The organism is Streptomyces sp. NPDC085944, assembly GCF_040686295.1.
GTDB classification, from domain to species: domain Bacteria; phylum Actinomycetota; class Actinomycetes; order Streptomycetales; family Streptomycetaceae; genus Streptomyces; species Streptomyces salinarius.
The window spans coordinates 245,950-262,095 of sequence record NZ_JBFBJX010000004.1 but is presented as its reverse complement, the minus strand read 5'-3'; the positions used below and the strand labels follow the sequence as shown (position 1 = coordinate 262,095).

Genomic DNA, 16,146 nt, shown 5'->3' with positions numbered 1-16,146 from the left:
CCTGTTGACGGCTGAAATAGGCCACAGTTGTGGCGATGCCTGGATGTGAGTTCGAGCGGCAGGCTACTCTCCGGGAAGTTCACGGCAACTGCTTGTGAGAAGCCTGTGAGGCCTGTGAGAGACGTAGGAGAGCTGTCGGTGACGGGTGGCTTCGAGGGTCCGGGCACCATGCCGATGACCACGCTGACCGCCGTCGTCGCCCGGGTCGGCGCACTCGCGGACCGGCTCGGCGTGCCGCACACCGAGGTGTTCGACGTCGGCCGGCTCTCCGCGGCCTCCGGCGTCCCCGAGCCCGTGGTGGGAGCCCTGCTCAGCGGCCGGCCGGCGGGTGAACCCGATGTCCAGACCCGGTTCGTCCAGCGCCTGGACCTGCTGCGCCGCACCCGGCTGAAACCGAACGGCCGCAAGTACACCCAGCAGGAGATCGCCGACGGCGCGGGAATGTCGCGGCAGCAGGCCGGCGCGCTCATCAACGGCGACCGGCGCCCCACCATGGAGCACTGCGACGCCATCCAGCGCTTTTTCCGGGTGCACGCCGGATTCCTCACCGCCGAGGACCCCGAGGCGCTCTCCGGCGCCCTCCAGCGCACCGAGCAGGAGCTGCTCCAGCAACTCGCCGACCGGGAGCGGGAGGCGGCGGCGGCCGCCGACGACGACCCGCTGGAGCGGCTGCTCCAGGACCACGGCGTGCGCGGCATCGCCTGGCGGGCCGCGCAACTGCCCACCGACCAGCACCGCGACAAGGTCGCCGAGTGGCTGGACATGCTGCTGGAGAGCGTGCAGCGGCCCGAGTCGTGAGCCGTCGCGCACCCTTTCGCGAGCCGTGCGCTTCTCGTGAGCCGTTCGTGCGCCGGTCTCGGGTCAGTAGTGCGCCCGTCGCGCGTCTGACCGGGGCGGTGGCCCGATCGGTGCGGGCGGAGCGGGAGTTCGGGCGCGGCTGGAGGTGATTGTCAGTGGTGGACGGCAAGCTGGGAGGGTGCCGCCGCCGTGCGGGGGCGCGTGACCGCTGACGTCGTTGTGGGGAGAGCCGACCGATGACCGCCGCCGTACTGACCGACCACGAACGCACGGCCGTCCAGGCCTACCTGCGACTCCTGCACACCGTGCGGGCCGGTGTGGACGCCGGGGCGGATCCGGACGCCCCGAAGCGTCCGCCCGTCGTCCCGCCCTCCGTGCTGGCGGAGGCGGAGCAGGCCCTCGAGGCGGCGGGGCTGGCGGGGAACGAGGAGGCGTTCTTCCGGCTGCTGCGGGACTGGTGCCCGCCCACCTGACGGCGAGGGGCGGGCAGCCCGTCGCCGTCAGGTGTGCGGGACCGTGATCGCGGTGGCGACCAGGCCGTTTTGTGCGGTCCAGCGGCCGTCGAAGTGGGCCAGGCGCCTGCCGCCCACAGTCGGTCCCGGCACCAGGAGGGCGGCGTGCAGGGTGCCGCGGCGCGGGTCGGCCGGGTCGACGCCGATCTCGACGTCCGCCTCCGTGAAGTCCAGCCACTGCCCGGTGAGGGGGAACCACGCCTTGTAGACCGACTCCTTGGCGCTGAACAGCAGCCGCTCCCAGTGGATGCCGGGCCGCGCCGCGTCGAGTCGCCGCAGGCGGGCCACCTCGGCGGGCAGGGCGATGGACCCGAGGACGCCGTCCGGAAGCGGCCCGTCGGGTTCGGCGTCGATGCCGAGGGAGGCCAGGTCGGCGAGACGGACCAGGGCGGCCGCGCCGTAGCCCTCGCAGTGGGTCATGCTGCCGGTGAGGCCGGCCGGCCAACTGGGCGCCCCGCGTTCGCCGGTCGGCACGGCCTGCCGGGGCACGCCGAGTTTCTCCATGGCCCGGCGCGCGCAGGACCGTACGACGGTGAACTCCCGGCGCCGCTTGGCGACGGCCCGTGCGACGATCGCCTCCTCCTCCGGGTAGAGGGGCAGGTGTCCGGCCTCGTCGTGGCCGAACGCCTCCACGGCGACGACGGTGTCGGGCAGCAGTTCCTCGATCAACGGGTCATCTCCGGGCGCGACGGCGCCACGGACGCCGACGGAGAGGGCAGGATACGGCGAAGCTGCCCCGGCGGCCCGGGCCGCTTGCGCCACTCGCGGGGATAGCCCACCGAGACCTCCTCGAAGCGGACCCCCTCGTGCCAGGTGGTGCGCGGTATGTGCAGATGCCCGTAGACCATGGTCGCCACCCGGAACCTGCGGTGCCAGTCCGCGGTCAGCGAGGTGCCGCACCACATGGCGAACTCGGGGTACCACAGGACGTCGGTGGGGTGCCGGTCCAGCGGGTAGTGGTTGACGGGGATCACCGGCAGGCCGGCGGGGATCTCGGCGAGCCTGCGCCCGGTCTCTTCGACCCGCGCCCGGCACCAGGCCTCGCGGCTGGGATAGGGGTCGGGGTGCAGCAGGTACTCGTCGGTGCACACGACGCCGGTGCCCCGGGCGTACTCCAGGCCCTCGGCCTTGGTCGCGCATCCCGGCGGCAGGAACGAGTAGTCGTAGAGCAGGAAGAGCGGGGCGACGACCGCCGGGCCGCCCGCGCCCTCCCACCGGGGGTAGGGGTCCTCGGGTGTGATGACGCCCAGTTCGCGGCACGTCTCGACGAGGTGTTCGTAGCGGGCGACGCCGCGCAGGGCGACGGGGTCCTTGGGGTGTGTCCACAGTTCGTGGTTGCCGGGGGCCCAGACGACCCGGCCGAAGCGGTCCGCGAGGGTCTTCAGCGCCCGGCGGACGTCGGCGACGGTCTCCGCGACGTCGCCGGCCACCAGGAGCCAGTCGGCGGCGGACTCGGGGCGCATCCGCTCGAGCAGGGCCCGGTTCTCCCGGTAACCGATGTGCAGGTCGCTGACGGCCCACAGCGTCCCCGGAGCGCCGGCCCTCGACGTCATCCCCCCACCCCTCCGCAGACATCCGTTCGACGTCACGAGATCACATCGCCACCCCCGTCACAAGACGGCCCCGCGACGCCCTCCCCGGACCGGTCCGAAGGCCGGTGCGCTGCTGGCCCGGCGCATCCGTGTGACGCGCGTTGCACTCGGGGCCGCGCGTACCCCTATGATCGCCACAACACCACCGCCACGCCCCATTCCTCGCGCAGAGCGGCTCGGTGTCCCTCCGAACCCCTGGCCGGGCACGGCCTGCTTCGCCCTGCCCGCGAACCCTGGAAGGCGGCTTGCATGGCTTCTCCCGTACGCGTCTGGCTCAACCGCACGTACGCGGAGAACGTCTTCTTCATGGATCAGCTGCGGAGAAATCCCGCCGACCGGGCCGTCGAGATCCATGCCACGCACGGCGACCCGGACTCCCCCGTGCTGGCCGCCGCGGACACCGCCGATCTGGAGCCCGAGGGGCTCTCCCCGGCGGGTTACGTCGAGTACGCCCTGGCCCAGTGCGCGCGGCGCGGCATCGACGTGTTCGTGCCGCGGCTGCACCAGTCGGCGATCGTGGCGCACCGCGCGGAGTTCGAGGCCGCCGGTACGGCACTGATCGCGCCGACGCCCCAGGCGGTGGCCCTGTTCGGCGACAAGGTGATCGCCTACGAGGCGGTCCGGGCGATCGGCGTGCCGGTGCCGCCCTGGTGGCGGGTGCGCACGGCCGAGGAGCTGGTCCTCGCGGTGGAGGAGCTGGAGGCCGGCGGCCACCGGGCGTGCTTCAAGCCGGCGTCCGGCGCGGGCGGTGTGGGCTTCCGGATGGTCACCCGGGACCCCTTCTCGCTCTCGCACCTGACCGGGTTCCCGAGCCCGTCCGTGCCACTGCCCCTGGTCGTCGAGGCGCTGCGGGCGGCCGAGGAGCCCGTGGACTGGCTGGTGATGCCGCGTCTGGAGCAGCCGGAGGTCTCGGTGGACCTTCTCACCGGGCCCGACAACCGGGTCCGGCTGGCCGTGGGCCGCACGAAGAACGGCCGCCGCCGGGGGTTCACCCTGCACGAGCAGTGGCTGGCCCCGGCCCGGCGGATCGCCGAGGCGTTCGGGCTGCACCACCTGTCCAACGTGCAGTTCCGGATGTACGGCGACCGGCCGGTGCTGATGGACGTCAACACCCGCCCGGCCGGCGGACTGCACCAACTGGCGCTGTGCGGCGTCAACGTGCCGTGGGCGGCGGTCCGGCTGGCCCTCGGCGACGACCCGGGCGAGCTGGAGCCGCCGTTCCTGGGCCAGGACTACGCGGTGGTCTCCGGACCGCGCCCGCTGCGCCCGGTGTCCCTGCCCCAGCAGCGCCCGGACCTCCCCGCCGTTCCGACTCCGACGACGGCACCGGGGCCGGCCCACCCGGCGGCCCCCGCACAGGCACCGGCGACGTCCGCGCCGGCCGGGCTCACCTGAGGTAGGCCAGCCCCGGGTGCACTGCCCGGTAGCCGTCGACCAGGCGGCGGGCGACGTCGACCGAGTCGACGAGGGGGTGCAGGGCGAAGGCGCGTACCGCGGCCGCGCGGGAGCCCGTCTCGGCGGCGGTCAGGACGTCGCGCTCGACGGCCTTGACCGCGCAGACCAGGCCGGTGGCGTGGCCGGGCAGCGGATCGACCGCCATCGGGTGGGCGCCGTCGGCGTCGACCAGGCAGGGGATCTCGACCACCGCGTCGCGGTCGAGGGCGCAGAGCGTGCCGCGGTTGCGGACGTTGAGGATCAGGGTGGCGCGTTCGTCGCGGGCGACGGCCCGCATCAGCGCCAGCGCCACCTTCTCGTAACCGCCCGACAGGTCCTCGGCCTCGCGCTCCCCCGCACCCGCCGTCTCGCGGTTCTCGGCCATGTAGGTGGCCTCGCGTTCGGCGCGGGTGCGGTCCCAGGTGGCCAGGGCCGGGGCGTCGGGGCGGCGCATCTCGTCGTAGAAGCGGGCCTGCTGGTCGCGCAGGAACGCGCCGCGGGTGCGGTCGGCCTCCCGGTAGGCGCGTACGGTCTCCCGGTTGAAGTAGTAGTAGTGCAGGTACTCGTTGGGGATCGCGCCGAGGGAGCGCAGCCACTCGGGGCCGAAGAGCCGGCCCTCCTCGAAGGAGCCGAGCAGCTCGGGGTCGGCGAGCAGCCGCGGGAGTTCGTCGCGTCCGGCGACCCGCAGTCCGCGCAGCCAGCCGAGGTGGTTGAGACCGACGTAGTCGACGAACGCGCGGTCCGGGTCGGCGCCCAGCACGCGGGCGACGCGGCGGCCGAGGCCGACCGGCGAGTCGCAGATGCCGATGACCCGGTCGCCGAGGTGCCGGGACATGGCCTCGGTGACCAGTCCCGCCGGGTTGGTGAAGTTGATGACCCAGGCGTCGGGCGCCAGCCGGGCCACCCGGCGGGCGATGTCGACGGCGACCGGGACGGTCCGCAGCCCGTAGGCGATGCCGCCCGCGCCGACCGTCTCCTGCCCGAGGACGCCCTCGGCGAGCGCCACCCGTTCGTCGTCGGCACGCCCCTGGAGGCCGCCGACGCGGATCGCCGAGAACACGAAGTCGGCACCGCGCAGCGCCTCGTCGAGGTCGGTCGTGGCGGTCACCGCCGGCGCGTCGGGCACCGCGGCCGCCTGCTCGGCCAGGACCCGGGTCATCGCCGTCAGCCGGGCCGCGTCCGTGTCGTACAGCACGACGTCGCGCACGCGCCCCTCGGCACGGTCCCCGAGCAGCGCCCCGTACACGAGCGGCACCCGGAACCCGCCGCCGCCCAGCATCGTCAGCCTCACGTCGTCCGTACCCTTCCGTCGCCGAGCCGCGCCTTTCCGCCTGGCGCCGATCATGGCACGGCCGGGTGGCTGCCCGCGTGCACCCGCGCTTCCCTCGGTCCAGGGCCGAACGGGCGCCCACGCCCGGCACTTTCGTGACGTTCACGACGTTCACGGGCTGAACTCCCCGGCCCGATATGGACTTTCTCGGCTTCACCTCTTGACGGCGGCGGCGACCGGGAGCACATTGGCCGCACTCTGAGAGCGCTCTCAGCATCAGGACCTCCTCCCCCTCGGAGCGCACTCGGGGCGCACCGCTTCCCACTCCCGCATCGAGAGGCGACCCCCACATGAGTCAGACATCCGGCAACCCGCCCAGACGCCGGCCGCTGCGCCGGGCGCTGGTGGCCGTCGTCGGCACGCTCGGTCTCGCCGCGGCGGCGACGGCCGTGACGGGTCCGTCGGCGGGCGCGGCCGTGCCTCCGCCCCCGTCCGGCTGGACGCAGGTCTTCGCCGACGACTTCGACGGCGCGGCGGGCTCCGGCGTGAACACCGCGAACTGGCAGTACGACACCGGCACGTCGTATCCCGGCGGGCCCGCCAACTGGGGCACCGGCGAGATCGAGACGATGACCTCCTCCCCGAGCAACGTCTCGCTGGACGGCAACGGCAACCTGCGCATCACTCCCCGGCGCGACGGCGCCGGCAACTGGACCTCGGGCCGCATCGAGACCAAGCGCGCCGACTTCGAGCCCCCGGCAGGCGGCAAGCTGCGTGTGGAGGCCCGCATCCAGGTCCCGAACGTCACCGGGGCGGCGGCCAAGGGCTACTGGCCGGCGTTCTGGATGCTCGGCTCGCCCTACCGGGGCAACTACTGGAACTGGCCCGGCGTCGGCGAGATCGACATCATGGAGAACACCCAGGGCCTCAACACGGTCTGGTCCACCCTGCACTGCGGCACCTCTCCCGGCGGCCCCTGCAACGAGACCAGCGGCATCGGCGGCAACACCCCGTGTCCCGGCGCCACCTGCCAGGCGGGCTTCCACACCTACCGGATGGAGTGGGACCGCTCGACGAGCGTCGACGAGATCCGCTTCTACGTCGACGGCAACAACTTCCACACCGTCCGCGAGAACCAGGTCGACGCGACGACGTGGGCGAACGCCACCGACCACGGCTACTTCATCATCCTGAACGTGGCGATGGGCGGCGGCTTCCCGGACGCCTTCGGCGGCGGCCCGGACGGCGGCACCCAGCCCGGCCACTCGATGCTCGTGGACTACGTCCAGGTGCTGTCGGCCGGTGGGAGCGGTACCACGCCGCCGCCGACCAGTGGTGACCGCGACGCGTACAGCGCCATCGAGGCCGAGTCGTACGACGCCCAGTCCGGCACCATGACCGAGGGCACCTCCGACTCGGGCGGCGGGAGCAACCTCGGCGCCCTCGCGAACGGCGACTGGGCGCAGTACAAGGGCGTGAAGTTCGGTTCGAGCGCGGCGACCCAGTTCAAGGCCCGGGTGGCGAGCGGTGCGGGCGCCGGGGTCAGCGGTCTGGTCGAGGTGCGCCTGGACAGCCGCAGCAGCACGCCGATCGGCAGCTTCGCGGTGGGCAACACGGGCGGCTGGCAGTCCTGGCGCACGATCCCGGCGAACATCGCCTCGGTGACGGGCACCCATGACGTGTACCTCACGTTCACCAGCGGCCAGCCCGCCGACTTCGTGAACGTGAACTGGTTCGCCTTCGGCCACTGAGCGGCCACCGACCCCCGCAGGAGAGGCGAAGGGGCTCCACCCACCGTGGGGCCCCTTCGTCGTACCGTGCGGCGTTCCTCAGCGCAGCTCCGCCCGGAAGGCCGCCGGGGTCTGCTCCGTGTGCTGCTGGAAGAACTTGGAGAAGTTCGCCGCGTCCGGGAAGCCGACCGCCGCGCCGACCCGGCCGATCGGCATCTCGGTGTGGGCGAGGAGCCGCTTGGCCTCCAGGACGACGCGCTTGTCGATGAACCCCTTGGGCGTCTCGCCGGTGGCGGCGCGTACCGCGCGCACGAGGGTGCGGCGGGAGTAACCGAGCGCGTCGGCGTAGGCGCTGACGCTGTGGTTGGTGGCGAAGCCCCGCTCGACGGCGTCCCGGAAGAGGGTGAAGGTGCTGTCCCCGGGCGGGTCCGCCCGCCCCTGCCGCGCGGCACTCGCCGAGCTGGCCGCGAGGTGCGCGAGGCGCAGCAGGAACGCGGAAAGCGTGTGGCGCAGCACGGCGGTGTGCAGGCTCAGCGGGAGCGTGGTCGCGTCCTCGTATTCGCGCCGCAACTGGTCGAGTGCCGCCGTCAGTCCGGCGAGGCGTGCCTCGTCGGGGTGGAGCAGGGGCGGCAGGTCGTAGCGGTAGAGGCCGGTGGCCTCGACGGTGGCGCGGGGCAGGAAGCCGGGCTGCATGGTGAGCACCGTTCCGCGGTACTCGCTCTCCGGCGCGAAGCGGTGGACCTGGCCGGGACGGATCCACAGCAGATCGCCGGCCGACGCCTCGTACTCGGCGAAGTCGATCATGTGACGGACCGGGCCGCCCGTGAAGAGCATGACGATGTGGAAGTCGATGCGGTGGACGCGGTGCAGCGGGGCGTGCGCGTGCCAGGTGCGACCGTCCCCCATGGGCCCGACCTGCATGCCGACACCGAGGAGGCTGAGATCGACCGGGAAGGGGAACGTTCTGATCCCGTCACCGCGGTCGGCCCCTCGACCGTCGCCACCGTCTTGGATGTTTTCGTCCGCCATGTCCTTCTCGTGCCGTCCCACCCGTACGCCCCGCACCCGGGGCGTGTCCCAGTTTCACCACAGGCTGACACACCACGACCTTCACTCTCAAAAGTCAGACTTTTAAGTTTGAACGCGTCAGACCAGCCACTTCGCTCCGACAGAGGATTTCTTGAAGATGAGCACGCAGACAACGGACGGCGCGGACCGTTTCGAATGGACCGAACTCGACCGGCGTGCCGTCGACACCGCCCGGGTCCTCGCGGCCGACGCCGTGCAGAAGGTGGGCAACGGCCACCCGGGCACGGCGATGGCGCTCGCCCCGGCCGCGTACACGATCTTTCAGAAGATGATGCGGCACGACCCCGCCGATCCCGAGTGGACCGGCCGTGACCGCTTCGTCCTCTCCCCCGGCCACACCTCGCTGACCCTCTACACCCAGCTCTTCCTCGCCGGGTACGAGGTGGAGCTGGACGACCTCAAGGCCTTCCGCACGCACGGCTCGAAGACGCCGGGCCACCCCGAGTACGGGCACACGGCCGGCGTGGAGACCACGACCGGTCCGCTGGGCCAGGGGGTGGCCAACGCGGTGGGCATGGCGATGGCCGCCCGCTACGAGCGCGGCCTGTTCGACCCCGAGGCGCCGGAGGGCGAGTCGCCCTTCGACCACACGATCTGGGCGATCGTCAGCGACGGCGACCTCCAGGAGGGCGTCTCCGCGGAGGCGTCGTCACTGGCCGGTCACCAGAGGCTCGGCAACCTCGTCTTCCTCTACGACGACAACCACATCTCCATCGAGGGCGACACCGCGACCGCGTTCTCCGAGGACGTCCTGAAGCGGTACGAGGCCTACGGCTGGCACGTGCAGCGCGTCGAGCCCGCCGACAGCGGCGACGTGGACGTGCACGCGCTGCACGCGGCGCTGACGGCGGCGAAGGCCGAGACCGGGCGCCCGTCCATCGTCGCCATGCGCACGATCATCGCCTGGCCCGCCCCGAACGCCCGGAACACCGAGGCCTCCCACGGCTCCGCACTCGGCGCGCAGGAGGTCGCCGCGACCAAGCGCGTCCTCGGCTTCGACCCGGAGCGGTCCTTCGAGGTCGCCGACGACGTCCTCGCGCACACCCGACGGGCGCTGGACCGGGGCGCCGAGGCGCACGCCGCCTGGGACAAGCGGATCGCCGCCTGGCGCTACGCCGCCCCCGAGCGCGCCGCGCTCTTCGACCGCGTGGTCGCCGGCCGGCTGCCCGAGGGCTGGGAGGACACCCTGCCGGTGTTCGAGACCGGCAAGGCGGTCGCGACCCGGGCCGCGTCCGGCAAGGTCCTCCAGGCGCTCGGCCCGGTGCTGCCCGAACTGTGGGGCGGCTCCGCGGACCTGGCCGGCTCGAACAACACCACCATCGACAAGACGTCGTCCTTCCTCCCGGCCGGCAACCCGCTCCCCGAGGCCGACCCGTACGGCCGCACCGTCCACTTCGGCATCCGCGAGTTCTCCATGGCCGCCGAGATGAACGGCATCGCCCTGCACGGCAACACGCGGATCTACGGCGGCACCTTCCTGGTCTTCTCCGACTACATGCGCAACGCGGTCCGCATGTCCGCGCTGATGCAGCTGCCGGTGACGTACGTGTGGACGCACGACTCCATCGGCCTCGGCGAGGACGGCCCGACCCACCAGCCGGTCGAGCACCTGGCCGCCCTGCGTGCCATCCCCGGCCTCAACGTCGTCCGCCCGGCCGACGCCAACGAGACCGCGACCGTGTGGGCGGAGATCCTCCGGCGCCACTCCACCCACCCGGCGCCGCACGGCCTCGCCCTCACCCGCCAGGGCGTGCCGACCTACGCGCCGAACCCGGACGCGGCGCGCGGCGGCTACGTCCTCGCCGACGCCTCCGTCGGCGCCCCGGACGTCGTCCTGATCGCCACCGGCTCCGAGGTGCAGCTGGCGATGGCCGCGCGGGAGGCGCTGGAGGCCGAGGGCACCGCCACCCGGGTGGTGTCGATGCCGTCCGTGGAGTGGTTCGAGGAGCAGCCCCGCGCCTACCGCGAGAGCGTGCTGCCGCCGTCCGTGCGGGCCCGGGTGGCCGTGGAGGCCGGGATCGGCCTGACCTGGCACAAGTACGTCGGGGACGCGGGCCGCATCGTCTCCTTGGAGCACTTCGGCGCCTCCGCCGACGCCGCGACCCTGTTCACCGAGTTCGGTTTCACCGCCGATCACGTGGCCGCCGCCGCCCGGGAATCCCTGGCCGCCGCCCGCGGCTGATCACACCGGATCCCCTCCCGATCCGATCGCAGAAAGAGAAGATGATCACTGTGACCGAAGCAACCGCCTCCGCGGGAGCACTGCAGCGCCTGGCCGACCAGGGGGTGTCCGTCTGGCTGGACGACCTGTCGCGGCGGCGGATCGAGTCCGGCAACCTCGCCGAGCTGATCCGGACGAGGAACGTCGTCGGCGTCACCACCAACCCGTCGATCTTCCAGGCCGCCATCGGCTCCGGCGAGGGCTACGAGGAGCAGCTCGCCGACCTCGCCACCCGGGGCGTCACCGTGGACGAGGCGGTCCGCATGATGACCACCGCCGACGTCCGCGCCGCCGCCGACGTGCTGCGCGAGGTCTACGACGCCACCGGCGGCCGGGACGGCCGGGTCTCCATCGAGGTCGACCCGCGACTCGCCCACGACACGCGGGCCACCGTCGCCGAGGCGCGTCAGCTGGCCTGGCTGGTCGACCGCCCGAACGTGATGATCAAGATCCCGGCGACGAAGGCCGGCCTCCCGGCGATCACCGAGGTCATAGGTGCCGGCATCAGCGTCAACGTCACGCTGATCTTCTCCCTGGAGCGCTACCGCGAGGTCATGGACGCCTACCTCGCCGGTCTGGAGAAGGCGCAGGCGGCCGGGATCGACCTGGCCGGCATCCACTCGGTAGCGTCCTTCTTCGTGTCCCGCGTCGACAGCGAGCTCGACAAGCGCCTGTCGCTGCTGGGCACCGAAGAGGCGCTCGGCCTGCGCGGGAAGGCGGCGCTGGCGAACGCGCGACTGGCCTACGAGGCGTACGAGAACGTCTTCGCGGGCGACCGCTTCACCGCCCTCGCCGGCGCCCGCGCCAACCCCCAGCGTCCGCTGTGGGCGTCGACCGGGGTGAAGGACCCGGCATTCCGGGACACCCTGTACGTGGAGGAGCTGGTCGCTCCCGGCACCGTGAACACGATGCCGGAGGCCACCCTGGACGCCGCCGCCGATCACGGCGAGGTCCGGGGCGACACGGTCACCGGCGGGTACGCCCAGGCCCGGGCCGACCTCGCGGCGGTGGAGCGGCTCGGCGTGCCGTACGACGAGGTGGTGGAGCAGTTGGAGCGAGAGGGCGTGGCGAAGTTCGAGGCGGCCTGGGACGACCTGCTCGCCGCCGTGACGAAGTCCCTCGACAGCAAGGGAGTTGACGGGGAATGAGCGAGGAGCTTCCCGCTGGGGCGCCCCAGGAGACCAAGGCGACGAAGGAAGCCAAGGAGACCCGGACGGCCCAGGAGGCGGCGGGCCCGCCGCACGCCGAGGAGGCCGACGAGGCCCGCGCCGCCGGGACGGCGAAGGCGTCCGGGCGGGCGAAGGCTCCCCGGGGCGCGAAGAAGTCCGCGACGGACCGCGCCGCCAAGGAGGCGAAGGGCAAGGGCGCGGCCAGGGAGGGCGTGGAGCCGGTGGCACCGCTCGACTGGAGCAACCCGCTGCGTGATCCCCAGGACCGCCGTCTGCCCCGTATCGCCGGCCCCTCCGGACTGGTCATCTTCGGCGTCACGGGCGACCTGTCCCGGCGCAAGCTGATGCCGGCCGTGTACGACCTGGCCAACCGCGGCCTGCTGCCGCCGGGCTTCTCGCTGGTCGGCTTCGCCCGCCGGGACTGGGAGGACCAGGACTTCGCCCAGGTGGTGCACGACGCCGTCAAGGAGCACGCGCGCACGCCGTTCCGCGAGGAGGTCTGGCAGCAGCTCTCCGAGGGCATGCGGTTCATCCCCGGCGACTTCGACGACGACAACGCGTTCGAACAGCTGCGCAAGGCCGTCGACGAGCTGGACGCCTCCCGCGGCACCAGCGGCAACTACGCCTTCTACCTCTCCGTGCCGCCGAAGTTCTTCCCGAAGGTCGTCCAGCAGCTCAAGAAGCACGGGCTGACCGACGCGCCGGACGGCTCCTGGCGCCGCGCGGTGATCGAGAAGCCGTTCGGCCACGACCTGGACAGCGCCCGCGACCTGAACGCGCTCGTCCACGAGGTGTTCGACCCGGAGCAGGTCTTCCGCATCGACCACTACCTGGGCAAGGAGACCGTCCAGAACATCCTGGCGCTGCGCTTCGCCAACCAGATGTACGAGCCGATCTGGAACCGGTCCTACGTGGACCACGTGCAGATCACCATGGCCGAGGACATCGGCATCGGCGGCCGGGCCGGCTACTACGACGGCATCGGCGCCGCCCGCGACGTCATCCAGAACCACCTCCTCCAGCTGCTCGCGCTGACCGCCATGGAGGAGCCCGCCGCCTTCGACGCGCGGTCGCTGCTCACCGAGAAGCTGAAGGTGCTGCGCGCCGTGCGGCTGCCCGACGACCTGGGCGAGCACACGGTGCGCGGGCAGTACGCGGGCGGCTGGCAGGGCGGCGCGCAGGTGCCCGGCTATCTGGAGGAGGAGGGCATCGATCCGGCCTCCACCACCGACACCTACGCGGCGATCAAGCTGGGCATCGACAACCGCCGCTGGGCGGGCGTCCCCTTCTACCTGCGCACCGGCAAGCGCCTGGGCCGCCGGGTCACGGAGATCGCGGTCGTCTTCCAGCGCGCCCCGCACTCCCCCTTCGACTCCACCGCCACGGAGGAGCTGGGCGAGAACGCGATCGTCATCCGGGTCCAGCCGGACGAGGGCATGACGGTGCGGTTCGGTTCCAAGGTGCCGGGCACGTCGATGGAGATCCGGGACGTGTCGATGGACTTCGCCTACGGCGAGTCGTTCACGGAGTCCAGCCCGGAGGCGTACGAACGGCTGATCCTGGACGTCCTCCTGGGTGACGCGAACCTGTTCCCGCGCCACCAGGAGGTGGAAGAGTCCTGGCGGATCCTCGACCCGATCGAGGAGTACTGGGCCTCGCACGACAAGCCCGCGCAGTACGCGTCGGGCGGCTGGGGACCCCGGGAAGCGGACGAGATGCTCGCACGAGACGGACGGAGCTGGCGCAGGCCATGAGGATCGACCTGACCGACACCACGGCAAGCAAGATCAACAAGGCGTTGGTGCAGGGCCGCCGGGCCATCGGCACCCCGGCCGTGGGCATGGTGCTCACGCTGGTCATCGTCACGGACGAGGAGAACGCCTACGACGCGATCAAGGCCGCCGAGGAGGCCTCGCACGAGCATCCCTCGCGCACGCTGGTCGTCATCAAACGCCACCCCCGCAACCTGCGCGACCGCACCCGCTCGCACCTCGACGCCGAGGTCCGGGTCGGCTCCGAGGCCGGCACCGGCGAGACCGTCGTCCTGCGCATGTACGGCGAGGTGTCCGAGCACGCCGACTCGGTGGTGCTGCCGCTGCTGCTGCCGGACGCGCCGGTGGTCGTGTGGTGGCCGGTCCAGGCGCCGGACAACCCCGCTAAGGACCCGCTGGGCGCGCTGGCCCAGCGCCGGATCACCGACCTGTACACGGTCGAGCGGCCGATGGAGGTCCTGGAGCGCCGGGTGCGCGCCTACGCGCCAGGCGACACCGACCTCGCCTGGACCCGGCTGACGCTGTGGCGCTCGATGCTGGCCGCGGCCCTGGACCAGGCCCGGGTGCCGGTGACCTCCGCGGTCGTGGAGGCCGAGGCGGACAACCCGGCCGCCGAGCTGCTGGCCCGCTGGCTGGAGGCCCGCCTGGGCGTCCGCGTGGACCGCGTGATCACCGACGGACCGGTCGTCACGGCCGTCCGCCTGGGCACGGCGAACGGCGAGATCGTCGTCGACCGCCCGGAGGGCCCGCTCGCCACGATGACCCTCCCCGGGCAGCCCTCGCGCTCCGTCGCCCTGAAGGTGCGCCCCACCTCCGAACTGATCGCCGAGGAGCTCAGGCGCCTCGACGCCGACGAGATGTACGCCGTCGCCCTGCGCGGCGAGGCCGGCAAGGAGACCCCCGTTCATGTCTGACACCCCCAAGCTCAACCAGCGCCCCCAGTGGACCGCGCTCGCGGACCACGCCAAGGGCGCGCTGCCCCACCCGGACCTGCGCGAGCTGTTCGACCGGGACCCCGGGCGGGCCGAGCGGTACGTCGTGCGCGTGGGAGACCTGCGCATCGACTACTCGAAGCATCTGGTCACCGACCAGACGCTGGCCCTGCTCCGGGAACTGGCCGCCGCGACCGACGTGTTCGGGCTGCGCGACGCGATGTTCCGCGGTGAGCGCATCAACATCACCGAGGACCGGGCCGTGCTGCACACCGCGCTGCGTGCCCCGCGGGACGCGGTGATCGAGGTGGACGGCGAGAACGTCGTGCCGAAGGTGCACGCCGTGCTGGACAGGATGGCCGGCTTCGCCGACCGGGTCCGCTCCGGCGAGTGGACCGGCCACACCGGCAAGCGCATCAGGAACGTCGTCAACATCGGCATCGGCGGCTCCGACCTGGGTCCCGCGATGGCCTACGAGGCACTGCGGGCCTTCACCGACCGCTCGCTCACCCTGCGCTTCGTGTCCAACGTGGACGGCGCCGACCTGCACGAGGCGGTCCGGGACCTGGACCCGGCCGAGACGCTGTTCGTCATCGCCTCCAAGACCTTCACCACCATCGAGACGATCACCAACGCGACCTCGGCGCGCTCCTGGCTGCTGGCCGGCCTCGGGGGCGAGGAGAAGGCGGTCGCGAAGCACTTCGTGGCGCTGTCGACGAACGCCGACAAGGTCGCGGACTTCGGCATCGACCCGGCCAACATGTTCGAGTTCTGGGACTGGGTCGGCGGCCGGTACTCCTTCGACTCGGCCATCGGCCTGTCCCTGATGATCGCCGTCGGCCCGGACCGCTTCCGGGAGATGCTGGACGGGTTCCGCATCGTCGACGAGCACTTCCGCAACGCCGAGCCCCAGGCCAACGCACCCCTGGTCCTGGGCCTGCTGGGGGTCTGGTACGGCGACTTCCTGGACGCGCAGTCGCACGCGGTGCTGCCGTACTCGCACTACCTGTCGAAGTTCACCGCCTATCTCCAGCAGCTGGACATGGAGTCCAACGGCAAGTCGGTGGACCGGGACGGCAACCCGGTGCAGTGGCAGACCGGGCCGGTGGTGTGGGGCACGCCCGGCACCAACGGGCAGCACGCCTACTACCAGCTGATCCACCAGGGCACGAAGCTGATCCCGGCGGACTTCATCGGCTTCGCCCGCCCGGTGGCCGAGCTGAGCGAGGAACTGAAGGCCCAGCACGACCTGCTGATGGCCAACTTCTTCGCCCAGACCCAGGCCCTCGCCTTCGGCAAGACCCCCGACGAGGTCCGTGCCGAGGGAGTGCCGCAGGAACTGGTCCCGCACAAGACCTTCCGCGGCAACCATCCCACCACGACGATCCTGGCAGCCGAACTGACCCCGTCCGTCCTGGGCCAGCTCATCGCCCTCTACGAGCACAAGGTGTTCGTCCAGGGCGCGATCTGGAACATCGACTCCTTCGACCAGTGGGGCGTCGAACTCGGCAAGGTCCTCGCCAAGCGCGTCGAACCCGCCCTCACCCAGGGCACCGAAGTCCCCGGCCTGGACGCCTCCACCAAGGCACTGGTCGCCGCCTACCGTGAACTGAAGGAAGTGCACTGA

At 72.2% G+C, this 16,146-nt stretch carries 13 protein-coding genes; 9 read left to right on the top strand and 4 right to left on the bottom strand.

Annotated features, from left to right (window positions below; translation table 11 throughout):
• The first annotated feature begins 138 nt into the window (after positions 1–138).
• Together AB0P07_RS09820 and AB0P07_RS09815 are read left to right on the top strand one after the other, a co-directional pair.
• A complete protein-coding gene (locus AB0P07_RS09820; RefSeq protein ID WP_365548139.1) occupies positions 139–798 on the top strand; it encodes a helix-turn-helix transcriptional regulator in 660 nt (219 codons plus the stop codon).
• Between the two features lie 236 nt (positions 799–1,034).
• Complete coding sequence (locus AB0P07_RS09815; RefSeq protein ID WP_365547600.1) at positions 1,035–1,271, top strand: hypothetical protein; 237 nt, start codon at positions 1,035–1,037, stop codon at positions 1,269–1,271.
• A 27-nt stretch (positions 1,272–1,298) separates the two neighbouring features.
• Here AB0P07_RS09815 and AB0P07_RS09810 read toward each other — a convergent pair whose 3' ends face one another.
• Both AB0P07_RS09810 and AB0P07_RS09805 read right to left on the bottom strand, forming a co-directional pair.
• Complete coding sequence (locus AB0P07_RS09810) at positions 1,299–1,979, bottom strand: 4'-phosphopantetheinyl transferase superfamily protein (protein WP_365547597.1); 681 nt, start codon at positions 1,977–1,979, stop codon at positions 1,299–1,301.
• A complete protein-coding gene (locus tag AB0P07_RS09805) occupies positions 1,976–2,863 on the bottom strand; it encodes a metallophosphoesterase (protein ID WP_365547594.1) in 888 nt (295 codons plus the stop codon). The genes AB0P07_RS09810 and AB0P07_RS09805 overlap by 4 nt, the downstream gene beginning before the upstream one ends.
• Positions 2,864–3,151: 288 nt before the next feature.
• Between AB0P07_RS09805 and AB0P07_RS09800 the strand changes: the two genes are divergently transcribed.
• On the top strand, positions 3,152–4,297 hold the full coding sequence (locus AB0P07_RS09800; protein WP_365547591.1) for an ATP-grasp domain-containing protein: 1,146 nt from the start codon (positions 3,152–3,154) through the stop codon (positions 4,295–4,297).
• Here the strand turns inward: AB0P07_RS09800 and AB0P07_RS09795 are convergent.
• Complete coding sequence (locus tag AB0P07_RS09795; RefSeq protein ID WP_365547588.1) at positions 4,290–5,627, bottom strand: 6-phospho-beta-glucosidase; 1,338 nt, start codon at positions 5,625–5,627, stop codon at positions 4,290–4,292. The genes AB0P07_RS09800 and AB0P07_RS09795 overlap by 8 nt on opposite strands.
• A gap of 329 nt (positions 5,628–5,956) precedes the next feature.
• On the opposite strand from AB0P07_RS09795, the gene AB0P07_RS09790 reads away from it, so the two are divergent.
• A complete protein-coding gene (locus AB0P07_RS09790) occupies positions 5,957–7,357 on the top strand; it encodes a glycoside hydrolase family 16 protein (protein ID WP_365547585.1) in 1,401 nt (466 codons plus the stop codon).
• 78 nt (positions 7,358–7,435) lie between these two features.
• Here the strand turns inward: AB0P07_RS09790 and AB0P07_RS09785 are convergent, their stop codons facing one another.
• Positions 7,436–8,365, bottom strand: a complete 930-nt coding sequence (locus AB0P07_RS09785) for an AraC family transcriptional regulator (protein ID WP_365547582.1) — start codon at positions 8,363–8,365, stop codon at positions 7,436–7,438.
• 157 nt (positions 8,366–8,522) lie between these two features.
• On the opposite strand from AB0P07_RS09785, the gene tkt reads away from it, so the two are divergent.
• The 5 genes from tkt to pgi are packed head-to-tail and all read left to right on the top strand — an operon-like array spanning position 8,523 to position 16,146.
• Positions 8,523–10,607, top strand: coding sequence for a transketolase (tkt, locus tag AB0P07_RS09780; RefSeq protein WP_365547579.1), 2,085 nt, complete (start codon positions 8,523–8,525; stop codon positions 10,605–10,607).
• Positions 10,608–10,648: 41 nt separating this feature from the next.
• A complete protein-coding gene (gene tal / locus AB0P07_RS09775) occupies positions 10,649–11,794 on the top strand; it encodes a transaldolase (RefSeq protein ID WP_365547576.1) in 1,146 nt (381 codons plus the stop codon).
• Positions 11,791–13,569: a glucose-6-phosphate dehydrogenase gene (zwf, locus tag AB0P07_RS09770; protein WP_365547574.1), complete on the top strand. Its 1,779-nt coding sequence runs from the start codon at positions 11,791–11,793 to the stop codon at positions 13,567–13,569. Before tal ends, zwf begins: the two co-directional genes overlap by 4 nt.
• A complete protein-coding gene (gene opcA, locus AB0P07_RS09765; protein WP_365547571.1) occupies positions 13,566–14,501 on the top strand; it encodes a glucose-6-phosphate dehydrogenase assembly protein OpcA in 936 nt (311 codons plus the stop codon). The genes zwf and opcA overlap by 4 nt, the downstream gene beginning before the upstream one ends.
• Complete coding sequence (gene pgi / locus AB0P07_RS09760; RefSeq protein WP_365547568.1) at positions 14,494–16,146, top strand: glucose-6-phosphate isomerase; 1,653 nt, start codon at positions 14,494–14,496, stop codon at positions 16,144–16,146. Before opcA ends, pgi begins: the two co-directional genes overlap by 8 nt.

Excerpts from the sequence above, each read along its gene's own strand:
- AB0P07_RS09815 (WP_365547600.1), top strand. The coding sequence starts at position 1,035 with ATGACCGCCGCCGTACTGACCGACCACGAACGCACGGCCGTCCAGGCC.
- AB0P07_RS09805 (WP_365547594.1), bottom strand. The coding sequence starts at position 2,863 with ATGACGTCGAGGGCCGGCGCTCCGGGGACGCTGTGGGCCGTCAGCGAC.
- AB0P07_RS09800 (WP_365547591.1), top strand. The coding sequence starts at position 3,152 with ATGGCTTCTCCCGTACGCGTCTGGCTCAACCGCACGTACGCGGAGAAC.
- AB0P07_RS09790 (WP_365547585.1), top strand. The coding sequence starts at position 5,957 with ATGAGTCAGACATCCGGCAACCCGCCCAGACGCCGGCCGCTGCGCCGG.
- AB0P07_RS09785 (WP_365547582.1), bottom strand. The coding sequence starts at position 8,365 with ATGGCGGACGAAAACATCCAAGACGGTGGCGACGGTCGAGGGGCCGAC.
- tkt (WP_365547579.1), top strand. The coding sequence starts at position 8,523 with ATGAGCACGCAGACAACGGACGGCGCGGACCGTTTCGAATGGACCGAA.
- tal (WP_365547576.1), top strand. The coding sequence starts at position 10,649 with ATGATCACTGTGACCGAAGCAACCGCCTCCGCGGGAGCACTGCAGCGC.
- zwf (WP_365547574.1), top strand. The coding sequence starts at position 11,791 with ATGAGCGAGGAGCTTCCCGCTGGGGCGCCCCAGGAGACCAAGGCGACG.
- opcA (WP_365547571.1), top strand. The coding sequence starts at position 13,566 with ATGAGGATCGACCTGACCGACACCACGGCAAGCAAGATCAACAAGGCG.
- pgi (WP_365547568.1), top strand. The coding sequence starts at position 14,494 with ATGTCTGACACCCCCAAGCTCAACCAGCGCCCCCAGTGGACCGCGCTC.